Below are 22,060 nucleotides of genomic sequence, written 5' to 3' on the forward strand. Positions count from 1 at the left end.
ACCTCGTGCGGGGGAAAAGTCAGGGCGCGTGCGGCAGCGGCACGCCGTAGAACGCGCGGAACAGCGCGATGCGATCGAGCAGCAGCTCCTGCCGCGCCTGCAGGTGCGCCAGCTCGGCTTGCGCGGCCTGGATGTCGCCGGCCAGCAGTTCGGGGCGGTCCTGCAGGCCTTGCGCGACGCGCTGCTGCAGGCGCGCCACGCGCTGGCGCTCGCGTTCCAGGTTGATCCGTTCGCCGCGCTCGCGCTGCTGCAGTGCCGGCAGGGCATCGAGCGCATCGGCGACCTCGCGGAACGCCGCTTCCACGGTCTTCTCGTAGTCGGCCACCGCGGCGTCCTTGCGCAGCTGTGCGATATCCAGGTTGGCGCGGTTGCGGCCGCCGTCGAACAGCGGCAGCAGCAGTTGCGGCATGAAGCTCCAGGTGCGGCTGCCGGGCATGAACAGGCCGTTCAGTGCCTCGCTGGCGGTGCCCAGTGACGTGCTCAGGCGGATCGACGGGAAGAACGCGGCGCGCGCGGCACCGATATCGGCGTTGCGCGCACGCAGTTCGGCCTCGGCCTGGCGGACATCCGGGCGCTGCAGCAGCACCTGCGAATCGAGGTCGCGCCAGGCGTGGCCGTCGTCCTGCTCGGCATCCGGCAGCAGGTCTTGCAGCGTGCCAATGCCGTCGGGCGTGGTATAGCCGGCGAGCAGTTGCAGGGCGCGGCGGGCGGCACCGTGGTCGCTGGCGGCCTGCTGCGCGCGCGCCTGCGCCTGGTCGTCGTCGTGGCGCTGGCGGTCCAGTGCATCGCGGGAGATCAGCCCGACCGCCTGCTGGCGCGCAGCGATCGCCAGCAGCGCGGCGCTGCGCTCGGCGATGGTCTGCGCCTGTTGCCGGTTTTGCAGCGCGGCGCGCTCCAGCGTGTAGGCACGCAGGACTTCGGCGATCAGCGCACCGCGCGCCGCCTGGCGGCCGTCCTCGGAGGCCAGGTAGCGCTGCTGCGCCGCCGCCGACAGCGACGCCAGCTTGCCGAACAGGTCCAGCTCGAAGCCGTCCACACCGACTGCGACGGTGCTGAGCTTCTGGCCATAGCGCGCCTGCATGGCCGCGTCGTCGTAGCTGCGGCGCGTGCCCTGGGCATCGAGGCCGAGCTGCGGCAGCTGCTGCGCGCGTTCGATGCGGTACTGCGCGCGTGCCTGCTGCACGGTCAGCACGGCGTTGCGGAAGTCCGGGTCGTGAACCAGCGCCTGGGTCAGTAGCGGGGTCAGATCGTGCTGCGGCGAGAAGGCCCGCACGAATTGCCGTTCCTGGTCGGTGAGCGCATTCTCGTTGCGGTTCGGGGCGGCTGCCGCAGTCGCAGCGGTCGCGCCCAGCGTGGGCGGCAACGCCGGTTGCGGGCGCTGGTAGACCGGCGCCAGCGAGCAGCCGCCCAGGGCGAGCGCGAGCAGGCCGAGCAGGGCGCGGAGGCGACGCGGGCGAAGCAATGGGGACGGTAGAATCATGGTGGCGGTCGGGTGATCGAACTCGACTGCCAATATCGGCGGACATGTTCAAGCCGCCTTCTAGGAATCTTCAAGATTCCATCAAGACGTCAACCACGGGCACCAGGCAATGCACGCGAAGAAGATCCTGCTGGTCGAAGACGATGCCGACAGCGCCAGCATCCTCGAGGCCTACCTGCGCCGCGACGGCTTCGAGGTCGCGATCGCCGAGGATGGGCAGAAGGCGGTAGCGGTGCATGCGCAGTGGAAGCCGGACCTGGTGCTGCTGGACGTGATGCTGCCGCGGCTCAGCGGCACCGAGGTGCTGTCCACGATCCGCCGCAGCAGCGATACCCCGGTGATCATGGTCACCGCGATGGGCGACGAACCGGAAAAGCTCGGTGCATTGCGCTACGGCGCCGACGACTACGTGGTCAAACCGTACAGCCCCAAGGAAGTGGTGGCGCGGGTGTTTGCGGTGCTGCGCCGCGCCGCGCCGGCGCGCACCAGCGAGGAGCCGCTGCGCCACGAACGGCTCACCGTGGATACCGCCGCGGTGCGCGCCACGGTGCGCGATGCCGACGGCCACGAGGTAGCGCTGGAGCTGACCCCGACCGAGTTCAACATCCTGGCGACACTGATGAAGACGCCGTTCAAGGCCTTCACCCGCAGCGAACTGCTGGAGATCTGCCTGCCCGACAGCGATGCGCTGGAACGGGTGGTGGATGCGCACGTGCACAACCTGCGCAAGAAGCTCGAACACGAGCAAGTCACCGGCCTGCTGGTGACGGTGCGTGCGATCGGCTACCGCTTCCGATGAACTGGTCCTGGTTCCGCCGCAAGGGCCATGCGCCGCTGTGGCAGTGGGTGGGCCTGCGCATGAGCGCGCTGGCGGTGCTGACCATCATCGCGATCGCGCTGGGCATGGTGTTGCGCTTCGCGATCTGGGACGTGTCCACCCTGAGCCGCCTGCCGCCGCAGGCGCGGCAGGAGATGCTGCAGCTGCGCGAGGATCCGCACAGCAATGCGCGGCGTCTGTGGGAACTGTTCGAGACCTACTACGACGTGGCCGACTTCCTGCCCGGGCTGGCCAGCCGCGACTGGTGGCTGCTGGCGGGCATGGTGCTGGCGTCGATCCCGGTGATCGTGGTCTGCGGGCTGCTCGCCTCGCGGCCGCTGTCGCGGCAGTTCTCCAACGTCGCCGAGGCAGCCAGGCGCATCAGCGACGGCGATTTCGCCGCGCGCGCCCGCGTGGTGCCCGGTGCACCGGACGAACTGGCCGGGCTAGCGATCGACTTCAACGGCATGAGCGCGCAGCTGCAGCAATACGAGCGCGAGGTGCGCGAGTCCAGCGCGATGCTGGCGCACGAACTGCGCACGCCGCTCAACGCGGCGATGGGGCGGGTGCAGGGGATGCTCGACCAGGTGTTCCCGAGCAGCGAGGAGCAGTTGCGCATGGTCCAGCGCCAGCTTGAGCAGATCAATCGCCTGGTCGGCGACCTGCACCTGCTGTCGATGGCCCGCGCCAACCAGCTGATGCTGGAACCGCAGCGGTTCGCGCTCGGCGCGCTGGTCCGCGAACGCCTGACCTGGGCCGCGCAGCCGCTGCAGGAGGCCGGCATGCAGGTGCAGGTGCGCATTCCCGAACAACTGCACATCAGTGCCGACCGAGACCGCCTGGGCCAGGTGCTGTCGGTGCTGATCGACAATGCGTTGCGCTATGCCGCGGCCGGCGGCGAACTGGCGCTGGAGGCGCAGGCCGATGCCGATGGCGTGCTGATCCGCGTCGCCGATCGCGGCCCCGGCGTCGACGAGGAGGCGCTGGCGCGGATGGGCGACCGATTCTGGCGCGCCGACGACTCGCGCGCGCGCCATTCCGGCGGCAGCGGCCTGGGCCTGTCGATCGCCGCGGCCATCTGCCAGGCGCATGGCGGCGCGCTGGAGTTCGCCAATCGCGACGGCGGCGGACTATGCGCCCAGGTGCGGTTGCCGTCCGGGTTGGCAGGTGATGCTGGCGCGGGTCGCGGCAGTGCGCCTGCGCCACATCCGCGCAAACGGCAAGCGTGAGATCGGTGCGGTAAAGTCCGCAACGGAGACGTTCAGTCCTAGGCTTCCACGTGAGTACCGCATTGGATACCAATCGCCAGCGCCAGGTCGTCCCAACGGGCAAGACCGCCGAGGAGTGGCAAGCCATCGAGCACGCGGCCATCCAGGAGTTGCAACGCCGGGCAGACGAGGCGCACGCGACCGTGGTCGCGTTGCTGGATCGCCACGGCAGCAACTTCAGCGCCAAGCAGATGTCGCAGATACGACGGCGGCTGGAGAAGCGTTGAATGGGTGACGCGGACGTGAGTAGCCCTGCGGCATCTGAATTTTACATAAGATACATACGAGGCGCGTTGCTTTCGTAAGCCTTCGCAGATAGGGCGTTTCCAGCCATGCCAATTACGCATAAAAATACGACGGCTGTTGCGCTCAGCCTCTTGTAGAGCTTCGCCCACTCCCTGCCAAGTTCTCCCTGATCCTGCTCTGAATGGATCAGTAGCAGCCAAGGCCCAGCGTCTTGGCCAGCAATGCGTGCCAGTTGCTGAATGCGCTCATCGGGTATCGGCTTGTTGCCTAGCTTCCACTGGCTTAGCACGCCACTCGAGATTCCCATTTGGTCGGCAAGACCCCGCAGGCTTCCTCTTAACGAACGCTGAATAGCTAGTTCTACGAGGCTGTTGATGTGCATTGATGCGCTCCAAAAGGTATGCAGTGCGTACCGTTTAGGCTACACTGCAAGTGCATCCCAAATGGGCTGCACCCCAGCCCCCGGCACCCCCCGGGGTGTCTGGGTCACAGGGTAGGGGTAAGGGGCAACACATGGACATCGATCAGTACACCCGCCTTCAGCCGCGGATTGTGGACTTGCAGCGTGCTGCGCTGGAGTTCGCGGAACTCGGCCAAACGAAGGTCTCGCGTCACATCCTCGCGGCGGTGTTCACCGCTCAGAAGATCAAGCCGACCAAGCCTGCTCCGGCTGATGCGTCTGCCGACGCTGGCCCGGCTTCCTCGCCGAAGAAGGGGAAGGGCGCATAACGCGCCCTTTTCTTCGGGGGTATCGCATGCTGCACGAATACGAAATTCAGCAACGCGACGGTCGCCGCTGGGTGGTCGTTGACGTGTGCACAGATTGGCACGATGCGCAGGAACAGAAGCTGGAACATGTTGCTCGCGAGGTCGAACACGGGCGCCTTTTTGCGTTGGTGATTCGTGACTTTCGCGTTCGTCGCGTCGCCATGGTGTCTCAATGATGCCCGCATTGCTCGCCCTGTTTGGGGCCATGTCTGTCTTCTCCGTTTCTGCTGGTTTGCTGCGCATCCTCGCCTGGCAGGATCGACGCTATTCCGCGCAGCTTGCAGCCGAGTACCGCGCCTATGTGATGGTCGAAGAGGCCAAGCGTGAGGTGCGCCGTGGCTAACCTCGACTGGTCTAAGTTCACTGTTTTCGATCACCTCATTGCTTGCGTGATGCTCGCAATGATCTGTGTGATTCCTCTGGCGGCTGCTGGTCTGCTTTCGTCTGTGGTTCGGTCGATTGTGGGTCTTTGGGGGAGTCGTCATGACTGACCAAAATTTGAAGCTTTGGCAACTGTACGAAAAGCGCAACGCTGCGACGACGATAAAAGAACGTGACCGAATCGAACGACTGATTGAGGAACGAATCAGGCGCATCGGATCGGGGCAGGACGATGCCCCATGAGCGCGCACTTTCCGAACCGTCCGTGCTACCACTGCGGGGGCAGTCTTCAGACGCTCAATGCAGTGGATGCGCAACTGACCTGTTGCACGACGTGCGGCCTGTTGATCGGCAAGCGCAAGGCTATGCCGAGTTGCTACAGCGCATCCCTTGGCAACAGTTCTGGACGCTCACGTTTCGTCCCAGCAAATCCGGCCGCAACGGTGGCATGCACGACGAAGCCGCAGACAAGGCGTTCCGGTACTTCGTCAGTTGCCTCAACCGCGAGGTCTACGGTCCGAAGTGGTCAGGGCGGTGGCATGGCGGCATCCAGTGGGCGCGTGGGCAGGAATGGCACCGCGACGGCCGTCTGCATTTCCACGCCGTCGCAGCTGCACCTACCGATGACCTCAACCGGCTCGCCAGTCGCTACGCCTGGCATGAATGGTGGTACCGCGAATTCGGCCGCAATCGTATCGAAGCACCGCGCAGCCAGGCGGATATCACCGGCTACGTGAGCAAGTACGTAACAAAGGGCGGCATGGTCGATTTTAGCAAGAACTTTGGGGCATGGACCCCACCGCAAATCGACTACACCGCACGACCCGAGCAGAACGGCCTGATCCCGGCCTAGCCAGCAGCACAGAGGATCACCGGGCGGACTGATGCAAGCATCGCGCAACGGGTCAACAAGCGCTCCGCCACGCCCGCCTTCGGGGGGGTAGGGGGGGACTTAGCTTGACCCCACAGTACTGCCCGAAATTTGCAGAGACGCCTCATAAATCGACCAATCGAACGCAAAGGGAAAATCACCATGAACGCTCCGAAGATCACCATCAACAGCGCTGTCGAGACCCGCACCGTCACCACCTCCAAGGGCATGCAGAAAGCCATCTACAGCCAGCGCGCCACCCTCGAAACCGAAGCCATGCGGATTCAGGTCGAGGTCGAGGTGGACGGCCTGGACAAGGGTTATCCGCTCGGCGCCGTCAAGGAATGGGACGTGACCACTGACCTCGTGCCGGGCCGTTACGGCATCGAGCTTGCCCGTCGCATGACGCTGGTCGATCCGGTTAGCGCAGCCCGTCCGCAGCCTTCCAAAGCGGTCTGATCGCTATGGCCGTATTCGTCCCCGCCTGCCTAGAGCGCGACCTCGACGCGCAGACGGGGACGTGTTCGGCCCCGATCTGGATACCGCAGCCGTCTCTGTTGCCGGAACTGACGGTTGCGGACGCCCAGTCCATCGGGCAGGCCATCGCGCTTTTGTGGGCGGTGGCATACGCGTTCCGGCTTGTTCGCAAGAAAATCCAACAGTCCTGAGGAGGACACATGTTCGCATCGTTCAATCGCAGTAAGTTCGCCGGCCTGGTTTCCCTGGCCGCCCTGTCCACCATCGCCGCGCCGGCGTTCGCCTCCGGCGGCAGTTCCGCGGTCGATGTCAGCGCCGTGACGTCGGCCATCAATGCGGCCGCCGACCCGATCGCCAAGATCGGCGCCGCGGTGCTGATCGTGCTGGTCGGCATCAAGGTCTATAAGTGGGTGCGTCGCGCCATGTAACGACCACCGGCGGGCAGGGCCGACTCCCTCCCGCCGGTCTCTAAGGGGGTCATATGGAAGGCTGGATTTGGTTGTTCGCGTGGTGCGTCGCTTGCGTCATCGTGTTCGTGGATTTCGACTGATGCGCACGAATGCATGCTTTCCGATACGTTTGCTAATCACTCTGCTGTCGTGTGCGGTGTTTATGTCCTGCGCACTCTGGTCTGCCCCTGTCTACGCCGCTTGGGGCACCGCTTCCTGCCCGGTTTCTGCGCACTGCAATCAGGGCCACGCCAGCGCCTCCTGCGACGCGCAGGTTGCAGACTTCAAGGCGACCCATTCTGATTGGACCTACATTGAGGCCGGCTGTCGCATGTCCGGCTCTGCCGCTGGTGGTCAATACGATCCTGTCATTGACGGCAGGCCAGCCGGTGGCAGTCGTACAACCGTTCTCGGTGACACCGAGTTCTACGCCACGCTGTGCAGTGCACTTCCGTCGCTCACGTCCACGTTCAATCCTAAGTCTGGCTCTATTTCCTGTAGCGATGGTTGCGAGCAGGCGTGGTTCAAGAATCCTGACGGTACCAGCACTGGCCAGTACATCGGTACCACCTGCAATACCACTGATTTCCCCAGCAAGTGCGGCCCCGGCTTCTACTGGAATGGCGTCCTTAGCGTCTGCGAGCCCAGCAAGGAAGAATGCCCGAAAGGTCAGGTTCCCAATTCGTCCGGCAAGTGCGCCCCTGAGCCTTGCCCTGATGGCATGGTGCAGCAGCAGGACGGCACCTGTAAGGCGAAGGAAAGCGAGTGCCCTCAGGGCCAGGTAAAAGGCCCTGACGGCAGCTGCGTAAAGAAGCCCGACGCTTGTTCTTCGGGGCAGGCCATGGGCGTTGATGGGACGTGCAAACCCGACAAGGATGGTGACGGCAAGCCTGACGACGAAGACAGCGACGACGATGGTAAGGATGACAAATCGTCCTTCTCCGGCGGCGATTCCTGCGACTCTCCGCCGTCTTGCAGCGGCGATCCCGTGATGTGCGGTCAGGCTCGCATTCAATGGCGCATCGACTGCAACACGCGCCGCAATCGCAATATCGCAGGCGGCGCCTGCAGCACGCCGCCCATCTGCACTGGTGAGAAGTGCGACGCGATGGAGTACGCCTCGCTCCTCACGCAATGGCGTACCGCATGCGCTGTTGAAAAGCTCGCTGCGGGTGGCGGTCAGTCGGGTGGTGGCTTTGGTGCGGCCGATAGCGCCAATCTTGCCGCGGTACGTGGTGCGGTGACGGGTGACGCTGGTAGCCCTGATATCGGTGGGGCGGGTGATCCGTCTGGCGCGTTCACTGATGGCAGCAATTCGACTGTCGGTGATGGCAAGCTCGATACGTCCGGATTCGGCTATGCGAGGTCTTGCCCAACGATTCCTGATGTCTCTGTGTTCGGTCAGTCGATCCACTTTGACACGTCTGCCTTCTGTTCGTTTCTTGTCCTTGGTGGGCAGCTTGTGCTGGTGTTTGCTGCCCTCGCATCGCTGCGCATCATTAGCGCCGGGGGAGAGTCTTAATGCCTGCTCTTGTTGGCGCGCTCATTGCAGCGCTGTCGTGGCTGTTTCGTTCGCGGATCGGCCTTTGGGTGATGACCGCGCTAGCGTGGCTCGGCATCAATTTCGGCACGATCAAGATGGTCATTGATCCGGCCATCGATCTGCTTAAGGGCTACGCGCAGGGCCTTGGTGGGGGCGGGCAGTTGGGTGCCACTGCCATGCAGTGGATGGGTGTTCTCAATTTCGACCGAGCTTTGACGATGATCATTTCGGCTGTGGCTGCCAAGCACGCGATCATGCAGGGCCGGCTGTTCCTCTTTAAGCGTGGATTCGGAGCTAAGCCCTAATGCCTATCGAACTGTTCACCGGACTTCCTGGCAACGGCAAAACGTTGCTCATGGTTGAGCACCTCAGCAAGGCTGCTCAAGATGGGTCGCGGCCTTTGTTCGCAGCTGGCATTGATGGCCTTAAGCCTGGCTTGGCTACTGTGCTAGACGATCCGCGCGAGTGGAACAAGGTCGATGCTGAGGGAAAGCATATTGTCCCCGATGGTTCGTTGATCTATGTCGATGAGGCTTGGAAATGGTTCGGTCACTTGCACGATGCCACTCGGCAGTCTACGCCGCCGCATGTGCTTGGTCTTGCTGAGCATCGTCATCGCGGCATCGACTTCGTTTGGACGACGCAGATGCCTGTGCAGTTGTACCCGTTCGCGCGGTCGCTGATTCAGAACCATCACCATGTTGTGCGCCGCTTCGGCACGTCGCTTATTGATGTTTTTAGCTGGCAGGAGTTACAGGAGGACGTTAAGAGCGTTCCGCGCCGAGATGCTGCATTGCGTAAAACGCGCATGCTGCCTAGCCAGCATTACGCTGACTACACGTCGGCCACCATGCACACGATCAAGCGCAAAATTCCGCTGCGCGTGATCTTGTTGCCTGCCATGGTAGTTGCTGCAATCGTGTTCGCGTTCCTCGGCTATCGTGCTGTCCGGCCGGAGGCCATGACGGCCAGGGTCGCCGGCGCCGGCCAGGGAGCGGCGTCAGCCGCCCCAGGCCAAGCCGGCGCGTTTGTCGCTGGCGGATCGACCGAACGGCACTTTATCGATGCCGCCGACTACGCCAAGCAGCATCTACCAAGGTTTGCAACGATGCCGTGGACGGCGCCGGTGTTTGATCAGCGTCAGGTGACCGCTGACCCCGCGCTGTATTGCATGTCTAGCCGCCCTGGGCTTGATGCGGAGGGGCAGCATAGTGATTTTTCGTGCACGTGCCTTACTGAGCAATCTACGATCTATGAGATCTCACAGGGCGAGTGCAGGCGCATTGCGCGTATGGGGGCGGTCTACAACCCGTATCGCCAGCAGCGCGAGCAACAGCAGGTGCAGCAGCAACCGCAGCAGCAGGCGCACGCCGCTGTGAGTTCGCCTGGTGGGGTTATCGAGCGGCGCGCTAGGGCGCAGGGGACGTTCCCTGAGTCGCCGTCCAAGGTCGGTGACACCTACACGCCTCCGACGACGTTGGACATGTGATGACTAGCGGCGGCCGCGAGTTGCTTAAGTGGATCGCCGTACTGGCCATGACGGGCGACCATGTGCTTAAGGTCTTCGGGCTCGTTTACGTGCCGGTTCTTTCGCAGGCTGGCCGTGTTGCGTTTCCGCTGTTCGCCATGATCCTGGCCTATAACCTGGCCCAGCCTGGCGCGGACGTACTCAAATCGGTGCGTCGCCTGCTTGCTTGGGGTGTCGTTGCGACGCCTGTCTACTGGCTCGCCTTCGGCCAGTTGTTACCGTTCAACGTACTGTGTGCGTTTGCACTCGCCGCGGGCGCGATTTGGGCGGTGCAGGGCAGGCGATGGGCGTTGTTTGCCGTTTGCGCACTTCCTGGGCCGCTGTTCGTTGATTACCAATGGGCCGGCCTTGCCGTGGTCGTCGGTGCCTGGTGGTACTTCAGCGCGCCGGCACGCCGCATTGTGGTCACACTTTGCGGCATCGTCGTTCCCGCTGTTGCGCTTTGCGCCTACAACGGTAGTGTTTGGTCGCTCCTTGCCATGCCTATGCTACTTGTTGCCTATGTGCCGATTTCGTTTCCGCGTACCCGTTGGGCATTCTATGGTTACTATGTTGCTCATCTTGGTCTTCTCGTTGTTGTGCTAACTCTTCTTGAGGGTCTAACGCCATCATGAACATTGCGCAAACGGTTGCCGGGATTCAGGGCTTTGTTCTTCTCGCGTATGGGGTGTTTCGGATCTACCTGTTTCTGTTCGCCCGTGCCAAGAACAGGGAATAGGGGCTTTAAGGGCAGGGGCGGCCAGGCACGTTCTCCCATCCCCCTGGTATCCGTCTGAATAGCGTGCCGTTGATGCAACGTGTTTCCCCGCGCTGTAACGCTTGTCGGTCACGTTCTTGCTGCTCTCTTTGAGCGCGTATTTCAGAAATCCGAAGTTGTCTGTATTTTTCCTGCTGGATTGCCGGTGCCGTATTTCCTGTCTCTCGCTCCGTCTCGATGCGGGAGGCTTTTTCCTCTTTGGCCCTATGCCAGTCCGCTACCGTTCGGACGTAGATTGCAGCACCTCCAGCGATAGCCGCTGCCATGCAGAGGCCTACTGCCAGCGTCCATCCCAGGCCAGATCCGTCGCGTTTCGTTTGAGGCAGGTATTCCGGTCGTTCCCGGGCGTCTTGTGGCTGCTGTTCTTCCTGTGTGCTTTCCATGCGTTCCCCTGGCTGCTTGAGTGTCATTTTGGGGTGCAGGGGCTTGCCCCTGCGTAGACGCCTTATCCAGCCATCTGTCCGAAGTGTCGATCCCGCCAGGCTGCAAGGTCAACGACGACGACTTTCACTATCTGCTGACCGGCTCTTTTGCGGCCAGCTTCCGCCTTGCGCCGTGATGCGTAGCCAGCCCGCAGCAGTTCCATGTGATCGCGCCACGCTAGACCTTTCAGCCGTTCGGGCGTCATCCTGTCGCCGTCTGGACTGACTAGGTAGTTGCCGGCCACACGCCAGCCCGCGAAGCGACCGCTCAGATACTCACACATGCGTCAATCCTTCCTTGACCTCGGGGAGGCTTGCCGGGACGCAAGAGTGATGCCAGTAGCAGCCGAAGGAGTCCCCAGTAGTAGCGAACTGCATTTAACATAAGATACATTATGCGAAATTGGCTGTGCACGGTGCGGGCGCGCTTACGCTGGGCCTGGCTGTGGCTTTGTCAGTTTCTTTAGTTCGTGTCCTTTTCGCTTGGATCGTGCCCCTGCTTGATTTCAAAGGCTTTTTTCCCTCTCCAAGGACACGATCCAAAGTAACGCGTGGACGCTCTTCGTGCCAGTGTCGCTATGCACAGCAGCTCGATCGGTGTCAGGTTGCAGCCACTTTGCCGCGACTACGCCTAGAGCGTGCTGGTTTAGGAGGCTTGGGCTGACCGTGTCCAACACGTTGGTACCAAGCCGCTTCGAGTGCCGCAGGGAGATCGTTCAATTTGGCCAGCTGTGCCTCCAACGCGTCGGCACGCGCTTGCTGGACGGTAAGTTCCTGGCGAGTCTGAGAGACCGTGGCCTTCGCGCGCTCAAGCTCCTCGCCATGCAGCCGTTCGGTCATTGCAACTTCTTTTCGGAGGCTCATCAGTTGCTGTTGAGCCTCCTTGGTCTCCTGGCGCGCCCGATCCACTTCCGCATGTGCACGGTCTTCCGTAGCACGCACATGCTGGGTCAAAGTGTCGCGCTCAGCACGCGCCGCTTCCTGCACATGCTGAAGCTGAATCTGCAGTGCTTCGCAGGCTCTTTCTACTTCTGATACACGCAGTGTTGCCGCGTCGCGCTGCTGGCAGAACTCATCTAGCTGCTGCTGGAGTTGCGCAACGAGACGCTCGAGTTCGCCGGCGCGGGCTGTCGCGAGCTGTTCGGCGTGATGAGCCACCTCTGCCTCGCCCCTAAGCCGGCCGAGTTCGGCCTGGATGCTGTGGCGATCGCGTTCTAATTCATCTCGGGCGCTCAGTAGGGTGGCACGCTCACTGGCGATGGCTTCATCGGCATGGTTCCGCGCATGGTCAAGAGCTAACGCCCACCACTGCCCTGCCAGGGCTGCCACTGCCTCGGGCACATTGGCTGTGACTACGCGGATCTGGTCGTTTTGCGCCAGGCGCGTCCCCAATTCGCGCCACCATGTCTCCAGCCACCGAACGACGGTATTCGGGGAGCCTGTACCAAGATGAGCACGGATGCGTTCGACGGTCGGACGTTCGCCAAGCGCGACAAGCGCGTCGGCGGCGGCGTGGACGTCTGATTCTGTGATGCCTCTGGCCATTGAAGTGCCTCCCGGATTAGCGCCCTGCCCCGCAGTTGGCGTACTCGCGATAAGTGATGATTATCGTGGCTACGCCTGCTTATTCGTAGCGTAAATTACATACTATGGATGCTAATTCCACTAGTGCCGCCCTCGCCCAGACCGTCCACCAGCTAGTACTGCCCGAACAGCTGGCGCAATAGGCGGCGGACGCGGCGCGCGAGCTGCTGGCCGAAGCAGCGGCCGAGAACACCACCCGCAGCTACACCAGTGCCCTGCGCTACTGGGCCGGCTGGCATGCGGCGCGCTACGGCATCGAGCTCGCATTGCCGGTGCCCGAAGCCACTGTGCTGCAGTTTGTGGTCGATCACGTGCAGCGCCGCTCGACTGACGGTGAGCTGGCGTGGGAGTTGCCGCCGATCGTGGACCAGGCCTTGGTGGCGGCCGGCCTGAAGGCCAAGCTTGGGCCATGGACCTTGGCCACCGTGCGTCATCGGGTTGCCGTGCTGTCCACCGCGCACAGGCTCAAACAGGCGACCAATCCCTGCGAACAGCCAGCGATCCGCACCGTGCTCAGCCGCGCCGCCCGAGCCGCCGTCAAACGCGGCGAGCGGCCGCGCAAGAAGACCGCGATCACCCTGCCCGAGCTGGAAGCCCTGCTGGCCACCTGCGACGACAGCCTGGAAGGAATACGGGATCGCGCCCTACTTTGCTTCGGGTTTGCCAGCGGCGGGCGCCGGCGCAGTGAGATCGCCGCCGCCGACCTACGCGACCTGCGCCGGATCGGCGAGGCGGGCTACATCTACCGCCTGGAGCACAGCAAGACCCAGCAGGCCGGTGTCACCGCGAGTTCGACCCCGGACAAGCCGGTGCTCGATCGGGCCGCCCTCGCGCTGCAGGCCTGGCTGGACGCAGCCGGGATCACCGAAGGGGCGATCTTCCGACGGCTTTGGAAGCAGCGCGTCGGCCCTGCCCTGTCTCCGGCCGCGGTAGGCGAGATCGTACAGCGGCGGGCGCGACTGGCTGGACTGGAGGGGGATTTTGGCGGGCACAGTCTAAGGTCAGGGTTCGTGACCGAGGCCAGCCGCCAAGGTGTGACGCTGCCGGCGATCATGCAACTGACCGAACACCGGTCGGTGTCGAGTGTCATGGGGTATTTCCAGACCGGTGGAGCTTCTGCGAATCCAGCTGCTCGACTGCTGGAGGACTAGAAACAAAAGGAATTTTGATGCTGAGCGGCCCCGGTTCCTGACTGCGGCCGAGAAGGTTCATGACGGGCCGATCAAAACCTCTTCAGGCTTGAACCAGCCCGTGGCCAGGAGCTGATCCGCAATCCGTGCCGGATTAGCGGCGTAAGCGACCAATGCAAGTGAGCGTTCCGCGCGGCTGCAGGTAACATAGAACAACCTACGGGTCGACCCGGTTTGACCGTCGTCAGCGCCGCCCCCGAAAAGCTTCTCGTACTTGAATAGAAAGCCGCGTGCCTCGTGATCGTCCATGACGACCATGACGCGGGGGAACTCGAGTCCTTTCACGCCCTGATGCGTATCAAAACGAGCCTTGCCGCTGACGTACTTGGCGTAGGCCCGTACCTGCAGAAAGGGGGTCGCCAAAAACTGGGCGATGGCCTTGTCTCGATCGCTGCGCTCCTGCTCGTCCTCAGCGTCGCTCGCTTCAGCAGCAGTGGCAGCCAAGGCAACATTGAGCGTGTCGGGGATTGCGAAAAGGCCAGTCTCGGCCACGTTATGTAGGACCTCACCAAACGTCACGGACGGATTACCATCGAGTAGTGTAACCAGCGCATCCACGGCCGCCTGCGCCCTGCCCAACTGCTCAAACTGATCCGAAGCTTGCTTCAGCGCAGATGGGCTCAGCAAGGGTGAAGCTGCCCGCATGATCCGTGCGGTGCCAAACTTGTCGTCCTTGGCGTCCCATAGCGGCAAGATCAGGTTCGAGAAGAAGTTGACTGCAAGCAGTGAGCCATCCAGCAACGACGTCCGAAACTGTGTTACTGGATAGAGCGCTGCGAGCAAATCATCAAACCCCATCCGAAGGGCCGCCATGCGATGCTCTAGGATGAGCACTTTGACCGCATCCTCATCCAGCCACTCCCGATCGGCAGTAAGACCGGCCATGTGAGCACAGATGGCTTTCTCTGCGACAATCTTATCGATCCCTTCGGAGGGAAGCACATACATCCGTACATGCCCTTCGATCGCGGTGCTACTGGGGATCTGTGTCTGCTGATCAGTGGACTCACGGATCTTGTTAATGAGCTCGATCACTCGCCGCGGGCACCGGAAGTTCAGCCGCTTGGTTGGTGTGGCCCAGTCATCGGGCAGGTTCTCGCCCAAGCCCGGCTGACCATCGCCGTAGATGCGCTGCATCATGTCGCCGAAGAGGCCGACCACAACTTCGTCCTTGTGCGCGGCCTGGAAGGTGAACAAGGCTTCCACGATATGACGGTTTGTATCTTGGCTTTCGTCAACCAGTATGTAGGGATAGCCATCGCGCAGGATGTGCCGGAGCACGGGCTTGGACTTCAAGAAATCTCCCGCCAGATGTAGCACTTCGGCGTGATTGAGCGAGTCCCTGCCCCGGTTGTCACCGTCAGGGCTGTAGACGAAGGTCTTGGTCGTGTCGAGTCGAGCTAGTCGTCGTGTCTTGGACGCGATGTCGGCGATCCGCTCCGCGGAAGCTTTCGTGCCTGCGCGCCCCTTGGCTTCCTTGGCTTGCAGGTCCTCAATGTCGGCCTTGAGTGAAACCCGGAGCCACTCCCGGATGTCGTGGTTGAATCCTTCAATCAAGGTCCAGGCAAAACTGTGGATCGTGGACACGGCGATGATGGGATCAAACTGCGTGCGCCGGATAATTTCATCACGCGCTGCCTTGGTGTAGGTGACGACCGCGACCTTCTGCCCACGGACTCTCAGGCGTGCGCCGGCCGTGTCGCGGAGGTAGTCCAGGGCCCCCACCAGCGAGCGAGTCTTACCCGAGCCAGCTCCGGCGAACAGGAAGAAGCTTCTGGGAGCCTGGGGATCGAGGCAGTGTTTGATCTCCTCGTCCACATGACGATCGAGTTCATCGTTGGGGACTGCGGCGGCCTCACTGGTCATGCTGCACCGGCCTTGGGAGCAAGATCGGCCTCCTTGCGCTTCAGCTGCTCGGCCAGCCACAGCAATCCATGCTCGATATAGGCCGGCACCTGGAGTTGCTCAATGTCGTCGCTGAACAAGAGCTCGAGGGCGAACTCAGCCTTATCACCTTCCTTGATCGCCTTGGCGACATCGGCTGTCAGCTGATTGCCGTCTTGGGCGGCATCGGCGATGGCCCGGAACTTGCCCGCCAGGCCAGTGGCTTTGCGGGTCTTGAAAAAATCAAAATTCCTGTAGAGCAAGGCGTCTTCGAACGTGTTGGCGTGGATCTCCACAGCGACTGCCCCGAGCTTCAGTTTCTCTCCCGTCTGATATGCGGAGCGCACTGCATAGCCATTGGGATGAACGATGGCTTTCTCCTTTTCCTCCAGCTTCATGAGGACATCGACATCGGTCTGCTTGGGTGCCCAAGAGCGCAGCGTTTCATTGCGCGCTTCAAGTCCCTTGCCTAGCGCCGGAGTCTTGGCTTCGTTGGAAGCCGGATCCTTCGCGTCGAGGTCGGTGATGATCAATGTCGTCAGGCCCAGGGTGTCCACCAGACCCTTGAACCGGTGCGCATGGCTGCCGCCCACCTCCAACCAGGTGATATAGCGGGTCCGCAGATACTCGAATACATCGGCCTGTTCGACGAAATGGGGAACAAGGATGCGCTCGGCGCTGCCTTCGATGAAAATAGCGGCGTCGGCGAAGAACAGGTCGCAATGCGTCGCCTTGAGGTAGCGCGCCACAAACTTTTCCGTCTGGTCCGGTTTGCCGAAGACTGATGAGAGATTGACCACGCAGGCGGTGGGGGTCTTGCGCCCCTCGGAAGGGGGAAGCCGCCGGAAGTAGCGAAGCGCCGCAAAATCGCAGGCATGGGCGATGTGGCTGGAATGGGTGCTCACGACAAGTTGCGTGCTGAAATCAAGCGACTTTCCAAGGGCAGGATCATTGCGTAGCACGTCATAGGCGTGCCTGATGAACACCTGTTGTACCTGGGCATGGAGATACGCCTCGGGCTCTTCGACCAACATCAGGTGCAGCGGCGGCGTAGGCTTTACATCGTGTCCTGTTCCGGCTTTGCCCACCCGCATCCATGCATCGCGATAGCTCATCAGGTTGAAGACCATTGAGACCAAGTTCTGGTAACCCAGTCCGTTGGAGTCTTCCGGCAAGCGGTGCATATGCTCACCCGCCGCCGCGGGGATTTCGTACTGAATGGCGGACTCATGGCTCAAGCCGTCCTGCAGCTTGAGCTTGGTAGCAATCTTCAGCTTCGGGTCGGATATGCCCGGATAGCCAAGCTTCTGCAGTTCGATCAGCGCTTTGTCGAAAGCTTCCGATAGCCTGTCATCGAAGGCCTTGCGCGCCTTCTCCAGTGCCTCCATGGCCTTGATATCGGTCAGTTCCGGGGTGTCACGCCAGTCCAGGTGCCTGTCATAGTAAGAGCGAAGCTGGGTGGAGAGCCGACCTGCACTGCGTGCATCTGCGCCTGCATCGTCGCGCTGCGTACGGTTACTGGTGGCCCCGAAACCTCGCTGCGCGCTGATTTCATCGATCTGGATGAGGCCGTCAAGTGGATTGCCCTCAATGGGCTCGGCGTCATCGGACAGGGCCTGCATGCGGGCAACGCCATCAGTGGGTTCCTCGACTTTCGCCGGGTCCAACAAATATGCCTTCACTTTAAAGAAGGTCCGCAGGCGACGCTCCAGAAAGTCGATCAGATTGAGCGGCCAGAGCTCCAATTGGGGCGGATCTTCCTTCCCTTCGACAGCTTGGGCTGCAGCGACCGTGATGTCAGCCGCCTTCCTTCTCGCCGCGATGTACTCCTGCTGGAACTTGACGGCGTCTTCGGGCTCAAAGCGAAACCGAACGCCAAGAGGGGCGGTCTTCCAATCCAGCGTAGGAAGCAGCTTCTGCACATAATGCATCTCGCCCTTCTTGACTTGGAGCCACACATCCAGCTGCGGCAGGAACTCCAGAATGCCGGGCGCAGGCAACTCTGTGTCCGCGGCTATCGCCGCCTCCCAAGTCTCCCCTTGCGCATTCAGGGCCTGCCAATGCGCAAGCGACAGATCGTTGATGGAAAACCCACGCGTATCGACAAGGAAACGACGCAACGCGGTCATGGCGGAGGTCTTGCCACTATTGTTGGCGCCCACCAGCACCGTCTTATCGGGGGCGAACGCAATGCGCGCGGCCAACAGCTTCCGGTAGTCCCCAATCTCGACCATCGTTATCAGCACGTCCCTACTCCTTCAGGATTCTCACTTGTCTCAGCGCCCCCGCCACTTGACGTGCAACGCAGGTGGCGGCAGCGGCCGGGTTTGGATGTCCAGCTAAGCTAGGCTTCGTGCGGCTACGCCCAAGTCTCGCCAGGCCTCGGCGTGGCAGCTGAAGATCAGGATCTGATGACGGTTCGCCGCATCATAGAGAACCCGCTTCATATGCCCGAGGCGCTCCTGGTCGGTGTGTACCAGGGCATCGTCAAGGATGATGAGCGTGGGTTTGCCCGCCTCCTTGAGCAAGTCGGCATAGGCCAGTCGGGCCACCACGCCCAGTTGTTCCCGTGCCCCGAAACTTAGCTCCAGGAATTTGCCAGTTTCGGCACCATTTGCGCCCATGCGGGTGACGGCCCCTGGAGACAAGTCTTCGCCGACCTCGACGTGAGCGCCAGGAAATAGTATCTGGAGATAGTGATTGAGATGCTTCTGCAACGGAGCACGCAGTCGTCGCGCCAGTGCAGATCGCTTCTCACTGAGCAGTTTGAGCAGGTGATCGAGCGCCTTTGCGCGGCGCCCGAGCTCCTCACACCGCCGGCGTAGCTGTTCAAGCTCGCGCATCTTCTCTGCAGCGGCTTCCTCTTGGCCTAACGCACCCTTTGCTTCCAACTCAGCTTCGAGGCGGGTGATATCCGTATTGCGTTGAGTGTGCGCAGCCACTGTTTGCTTGGCGCTACGATCCAGGCGCTCGACATCCTGCTGCAGCACTAGTAGGTTGATCGTCTGCAGTTGCTGGGCCAGCTCGCTAGCCTGGCTCTGGGCGGTGCTCTGTTGTGCCCGCGCATCGGTCAGCGCTTGACTGACTTCGGTCTTCTTGGCAGTCCTGAGGGGATCATCCAATGTTGTTTGTAGAGCGGCGAGTTCCTCTGCCGCTGCCTTAGCCTGCGCACTTGCCTCGCCGACGGCGAACTTGGCCTCGTTGAGCTCCGTTGAAGCATCCTCCAAGGCGTCGCGGGCGGCGAGGTCTTCGGACTCGGCTTGGGATACCGTGAGCGCCGACGAGGTAGTGTCTTCGGCCAACGTATCCAGGGCGGACCGGGCATCGGCGAGTTTGGCGGTTTGCGCCGCCAACTCCGCAGCCAATGCAGCGAGTCCCTCGGGCGCATGGGCCGCCAGCACCGCCGCGGAGGCTTCCGCCTCGGCCACACGCTGGACATGGCGTCGCGCACGCTCTTCAGCCGCCGCCAGGCTGCCAACCCCGATCGATTGGAGCAGCGTGGTCAGCTCATCCTGTTGGCGATTACGTGCTGCAATGAGAACCTCCAGGTCTTCACCGCCCGGCACGACCGTGATCCGGCCGACACCGTCGATGTCTATATCGGTGCGGGTCTCGATGGCCAGGCGCTTGGTATCGCTTAGTGGCGCCTGTCCAACCTGTACCTTCGCGGTGGCGTCCAGCTCGAACTCAAGGGTGGTCGAGATCGCGTCCAGCCTGGCCTGCGCGGTACGAAGGTCTTCCGAGCACGCTCTCAGTCGATCGAGCTGATCCGACGGCACGGCTACCGCGAGCGCATCGGCCTGCAGGTTGGTCAGTTTGTTCTGCTGGATCTGTGCTTCGTGGTGATTGTGTTGCAGGGTGGCGACAAGCGCGGTCAGGTCCGTGACAGTTCTTTGCTGCCCCTGGCGCTCGGCGGCCAAGCGGGCCAGCCGCAGGTGTTCGCGTGCCCGTTGGCTGGTTCCCACGGCCGCAGCGTGACGTGGCTCCCAGGCGTGTAGGTGACCTCGGGCTTGCTGCAGCAAGTCTTCGGTAGCCTTCAGGTTCGCTTGGCGTACGCTGAGGGCGTCCTGTTCGCGCTCCATCGCCTGAAGCTGGTCACGCAGGGCGGTGACGTGCGCTGTCGCCTGGGTGAGGACGAGGTCCTGTGCTGCTTTTCGTTGGGCTAGACCTTGGGCATCGGCCAGCTGCGCCTGGGCTTGGGCAAGTTGGGTTTGCAGGACAAGCCAAGGGCGCTCAGCCGCTTCTCGGTCATGCGCGAGCCGAAGGCTTGCCAGTCGATCAACCCCGCCCCGATAGGCTTGGATGTCCGCTTGCAAGATGGCCAGTTCCCCCTCGATTGCCGACGAGCGCTTGAGCGCTTCCTGGTACGTTCCGCGTGGGGTACCTGTCGACGGCGTCAACAGCTCGTTGCGTTCCTCCTCGACAATGCGAATGATCTCGTCGCCCTGGCTGGCGGCCAGTTCTCCCAGCGCATCGCCTAACGCATTGCGAAGGTAATCGCTGGCAAATCCCACCGGTTTGGCAATGTCATGCGAGGAACCCTGCTTGATCCAAAGCAGGCCCGGAATGCCCATGTGCTCGGGCGTGCTGGCCCCTTTGCCGGCAAAGCTGAAGCCGAGCAGGCCGCCCAGATGGTCTTCTGCCGCAAGTCCGTCGAGCTGCCGACCGTCGATGACCAGGTTGCAGCGCTTCTTGCCAAGAAATGCTTTGGTCAGGCGGGCAGGCTTGCCGGCAATATCAAAGTCAATCTCCACCGTGGGCGTTGCCGAGGGGTCATTCCAAGGTCGCAGTCCGACGACCGAACTGGACTTGTGTCGCTCGAAGAAAGCCGCGCGGATTGCTTCAGCAACGGTGGATTTTCCGGATTCATTAGGCGCAATGAATAAGTTGAGGCCCTCTACAAGATCGCCCAACTCCAGGGGATCACGGAAGCGCTTGAAGCCGTCGATGCGAAGACGATGGAGTTTCATGCGCCGGCTCCTGCGCGAGGGCGGCGGCCGTCCAGGATCCTGGCCAGGGCGAGGATGGCATCACGTGCTAGTTCGCTGGCCTGACCAGTCTGCTCTGCGCGAAGTTCTTGCAGCACCTCACCCACGAAACCATCGGCGTGAAGCGCCTGCATGTCTTCCTCAGTCGGTTCGAGCCGCAATCCTGAGGTGTCCCAGACAACTGCACGGGCCCTTGCGCTCGCGGCAGCGAGTGCATCGGCCAGCCTGCGATGCCCCGTCAAGCTGCAGGTGCCAGCGACACGGACCTGGAGGACGTCTTCGCTTGCGATCCGTTCAAGCTTTTCGACCAGTACATCGATTTCCGCGTCTACCGCCGCGTGCCAGTCTATCTGGCGCCAGGTATACCTACCGATCGGCACCGGTGTGACCGTGGCAGGGGCCCCTTGGCCTGCAAGGGACACCAGCAACACCTGACCTGAGTCGTTGTCTTTGAAGCGATCGGCTTCCGGCGTGCCGGCGTACCAGGTCCTGTCATCAATACGCTTGGCCCCATGCCAATCGCCTAGTGCCAGGTAAGCCAAGTCGGCCTCCTCGGCTCTGCCAGCGGCGATCGGATTCGCCGAGTCGATGTCCTCAGAGAGGATGCCCTGCACGGAGCCGTGCGCGAGGCCGATCCGCGGTAAGTCGTCCTGCCTCGGGGCGGTGCTAAACCAGTCGGTCAGATCATTGTAGGTATTGCGTTGTGTCAATGGCGCAGGCAAAACGGTGAATTTCTCCGCCACCACCACCGGCTTGGGTTCCAGGCATAGCAGGACATTGGAGGGCACCGCGTGTAGGCGCTGGGCCTGGGTCCATACCGATTCTGTCAGCGCCGCATCGTGGTTGCCCGGGATCAGTACCCAAGGTCCAATAAAGCCCGCCATCGCATTGAACAGGCGACGGATTGTCTTCTCCGTAACCGTCTGCGCTTCGAATACGTCACCAGCGACGAGGATGGCATCGACATGATATTGGGTCGCCATGCTCGCCAGTCGTTCCACCGCCAGGAAGCGCGCCTCGAACAAGGCGGCCGCATCATCGGGCTCAAACTGCGAAAACACCCGTCCGATCTGCCAGTCGGCCGTGTGGAGGATAGAAATCATGGTGCCTCCCCTTCGATGTTCCGTTCGTCAGGAAACTGGCCGGCGCTACCCCGATCACGCGCCGCTCTCCTCCCTAGTGTAGCCAACCGGGCACACAGTGCAGCAAACACCATGTCGGCCTGCTGCTGCTCAGCAAGGGAGTTCTGTAGGCCTCTGTCCGCCCAGGTTCGCGCCGCCGACAGGCGGCAGCAACAATAGACCCGCTTGCACCCTGCCCTGTTGTGCCCGGGTCAGGCTTGCCGTAGCGTAGCTCAGCGCACTGCAGGACGCCACAGAACAGATACGAAGCTACTTTCGAGCGCTT

At 62.2% G+C, this 22,060-nt stretch carries 22 protein-coding genes; 14 read left to right on the forward strand and 8 right to left on the reverse strand.

Annotated elements, in window-relative coordinates; all coding sequences use genetic code 11:
- Positions 1-19: 19 nt before the first annotated feature.
- The gene (locus tag AC1PME_RS10185) at positions 20-1,480 is read right to left on the reverse strand and encodes an efflux transporter outer membrane subunit (RefSeq protein WP_481098023.1); all 1,461 of its coding nucleotides are present in this window, start codon (positions 1,478-1,480) and stop codon (positions 20-22) included.
- A 109-nt stretch (positions 1,481-1,589) separates the two neighbouring features.
- Between AC1PME_RS10185 and AC1PME_RS10190 the strand changes: the two genes are divergently transcribed.
- Genes AC1PME_RS10190 through AC1PME_RS10200 form a run of 3 tightly spaced genes read left to right on the forward strand, consistent with a single transcriptional unit; the run spans position 1,590 to position 3,792 of the window.
- Positions 1,590-2,279, forward strand: coding sequence for a response regulator (locus tag AC1PME_RS10190; RefSeq protein ID WP_481098024.1), 690 nt, complete (start codon positions 1,590-1,592; stop codon positions 2,277-2,279).
- Entirely contained in the window at positions 2,276-3,526 is a 1,251-nt protein-coding gene (locus tag AC1PME_RS10195) for a sensor histidine kinase (protein ID WP_481098025.1), read from the forward strand. Before AC1PME_RS10190 ends, AC1PME_RS10195 begins: the two co-directional genes overlap by 4 nt.
- A 50-nt stretch (positions 3,527-3,576) precedes the next feature.
- Complete coding sequence (locus AC1PME_RS10200; RefSeq protein ID WP_481098026.1) at positions 3,577-3,792, forward strand: hypothetical protein; 216 nt, start codon at positions 3,577-3,579, stop codon at positions 3,790-3,792.
- Between the two features lie 41 nt (positions 3,793-3,833).
- Here AC1PME_RS10200 and AC1PME_RS10205 read toward each other — a convergent pair whose 3' ends face one another.
- Complete coding sequence (locus AC1PME_RS10205) at positions 3,834-4,193, reverse strand: DUF3693 domain-containing protein (protein WP_481098027.1); 360 nt, start codon at positions 4,191-4,193, stop codon at positions 3,834-3,836.
- 131 nt (positions 4,194-4,324) lie between these two features.
- On the opposite strand from AC1PME_RS10205, the gene AC1PME_RS10210 reads away from it, so the two are divergent.
- The 10 genes from AC1PME_RS10210 (at position 4,325) to AC1PME_RS10255 (ending at position 10,442) form a co-directional block, all read left to right on the forward strand.
- Entirely contained in the window at positions 4,325-4,540 is a 216-nt protein-coding gene (locus tag AC1PME_RS10210) for a hypothetical protein (protein WP_481098028.1), read from the forward strand.
- 26 nt (positions 4,541-4,566) lie between these two features.
- A complete protein-coding gene (locus AC1PME_RS10215; protein WP_481098029.1) occupies positions 4,567-4,755 on the forward strand; it encodes a hypothetical protein in 189 nt (62 codons plus the stop codon).
- Positions 4,755-4,922 carry a hypothetical protein gene (locus tag AC1PME_RS10220; RefSeq protein ID WP_481098030.1) on the forward strand — a complete coding sequence of 56 codons (168 nt, stop codon included), beginning with the start codon at positions 4,755-4,757 and terminating at the stop codon, positions 4,920-4,922. The genes AC1PME_RS10215 and AC1PME_RS10220 overlap by 1 nt, the downstream gene beginning before the upstream one ends.
- Before the next feature lie 270 nt (positions 4,923-5,192).
- Positions 5,193-5,813 (forward strand): rolling circle replication-associated protein, encoded by a 621-nt coding sequence (locus AC1PME_RS10225; RefSeq protein WP_481098031.1) that lies wholly within the window; start codon positions 5,193-5,195, stop codon positions 5,811-5,813.
- A gap of 180 nt (positions 5,814-5,993) precedes the next feature.
- A complete protein-coding gene (locus AC1PME_RS10230) occupies positions 5,994-6,290 on the forward strand; it encodes a hypothetical protein (RefSeq protein ID WP_481098032.1) in 297 nt (98 codons plus the stop codon).
- 218 nt (positions 6,291-6,508) lie between these two features.
- A complete protein-coding gene (locus tag AC1PME_RS10235; protein WP_481098033.1) occupies positions 6,509-6,736 on the forward strand; it encodes a major capsid protein in 228 nt (75 codons plus the stop codon).
- 352 nt (positions 6,737-7,088) lie between these two features.
- On the forward strand, positions 7,089-8,279 hold the full coding sequence (locus tag AC1PME_RS10240; RefSeq protein WP_481098034.1) for a hypothetical protein: 1,191 nt from the start codon (positions 7,089-7,091) through the stop codon (positions 8,277-8,279).
- The gene (locus AC1PME_RS10245) at positions 8,279-8,605 is read left to right on the forward strand and encodes a DUF2523 family protein (protein WP_481098035.1); all 327 of its coding nucleotides are present in this window, start codon (positions 8,279-8,281) and stop codon (positions 8,603-8,605) included. The genes AC1PME_RS10240 and AC1PME_RS10245 overlap by 1 nt, the downstream gene beginning before the upstream one ends.
- Positions 8,605-9,789: a zonular occludens toxin domain-containing protein gene (locus tag AC1PME_RS10250; RefSeq protein ID WP_481098036.1), complete on the forward strand. Its 1,185-nt coding sequence runs from the start codon at positions 8,605-8,607 to the stop codon at positions 9,787-9,789. The genes AC1PME_RS10245 and AC1PME_RS10250 overlap by 1 nt, the downstream gene beginning before the upstream one ends.
- Positions 9,789-10,442, forward strand: coding sequence for a TraX family protein (locus AC1PME_RS10255; RefSeq protein WP_481098037.1), 654 nt, complete (start codon positions 9,789-9,791; stop codon positions 10,440-10,442). The genes AC1PME_RS10250 and AC1PME_RS10255 overlap by 1 nt, the downstream gene beginning before the upstream one ends.
- A gap of 588 nt (positions 10,443-11,030) precedes the next feature.
- Here the strand turns inward: AC1PME_RS10255 and AC1PME_RS10260 are convergent.
- Positions 11,031-11,291: a DUF3653 domain-containing protein gene (locus AC1PME_RS10260; RefSeq protein ID WP_481098038.1), complete on the reverse strand. Its 261-nt coding sequence runs from the start codon at positions 11,289-11,291 to the stop codon at positions 11,031-11,033.
- Between the two features lie 316 nt (positions 11,292-11,607).
- A complete protein-coding gene (locus tag AC1PME_RS10265; protein WP_481098039.1) occupies positions 11,608-12,552 on the reverse strand; it encodes a DNA-binding protein in 945 nt (314 codons plus the stop codon).
- A 203-nt stretch (positions 12,553-12,755) separates the two neighbouring features.
- On the opposite strand from AC1PME_RS10265, the gene AC1PME_RS10270 reads away from it, so the two are divergent.
- Positions 12,756-13,742, forward strand: coding sequence for a site-specific integrase (locus AC1PME_RS10270; RefSeq protein ID WP_481098097.1), 987 nt, complete (start codon positions 12,756-12,758; stop codon positions 13,740-13,742).
- A 57-nt stretch (positions 13,743-13,799) separates the two neighbouring features.
- Here the strand turns inward: AC1PME_RS10270 and AC1PME_RS10275 are convergent, their stop codons facing one another.
- The 4 genes from AC1PME_RS10275 to AC1PME_RS10290 all read right to left on the reverse strand — a co-directional run bounded on the left by AC1PME_RS10275 (position 13,800) and on the right by AC1PME_RS10290 (position 21,756).
- Complete coding sequence (locus tag AC1PME_RS10275; RefSeq protein ID WP_481098040.1) at positions 13,800-15,647, reverse strand: UvrD-helicase domain-containing protein; 1,848 nt, start codon at positions 15,645-15,647, stop codon at positions 13,800-13,802.
- On the reverse strand, positions 15,644-17,911 hold the full coding sequence (locus AC1PME_RS10280) for an AAA family ATPase (RefSeq protein ID WP_481095817.1): 2,268 nt from the start codon (positions 17,909-17,911) through the stop codon (positions 15,644-15,646). The genes AC1PME_RS10275 and AC1PME_RS10280 overlap by 4 nt, the downstream gene beginning before the upstream one ends.
- A 93-nt stretch (positions 17,912-18,004) precedes the next feature.
- The gene (locus AC1PME_RS10285; RefSeq protein ID WP_481095818.1) at positions 18,005-20,635 is read right to left on the reverse strand and encodes an AAA family ATPase; all 2,631 of its coding nucleotides are present in this window, start codon (positions 20,633-20,635) and stop codon (positions 18,005-18,007) included.
- Positions 20,632-21,756, reverse strand: a complete 1,125-nt coding sequence (locus AC1PME_RS10290; RefSeq protein ID WP_481095819.1) for a metallophosphoesterase family protein — start codon at positions 21,754-21,756, stop codon at positions 20,632-20,634. Before AC1PME_RS10290 ends, AC1PME_RS10285 begins: the two co-directional genes overlap by 4 nt.
- Between the last annotated feature and the right edge of the window lie 304 nt (positions 21,757-22,060).

This window comes from Xanthomonas sp. NCPPB 901, assembly GCF_056725085.1.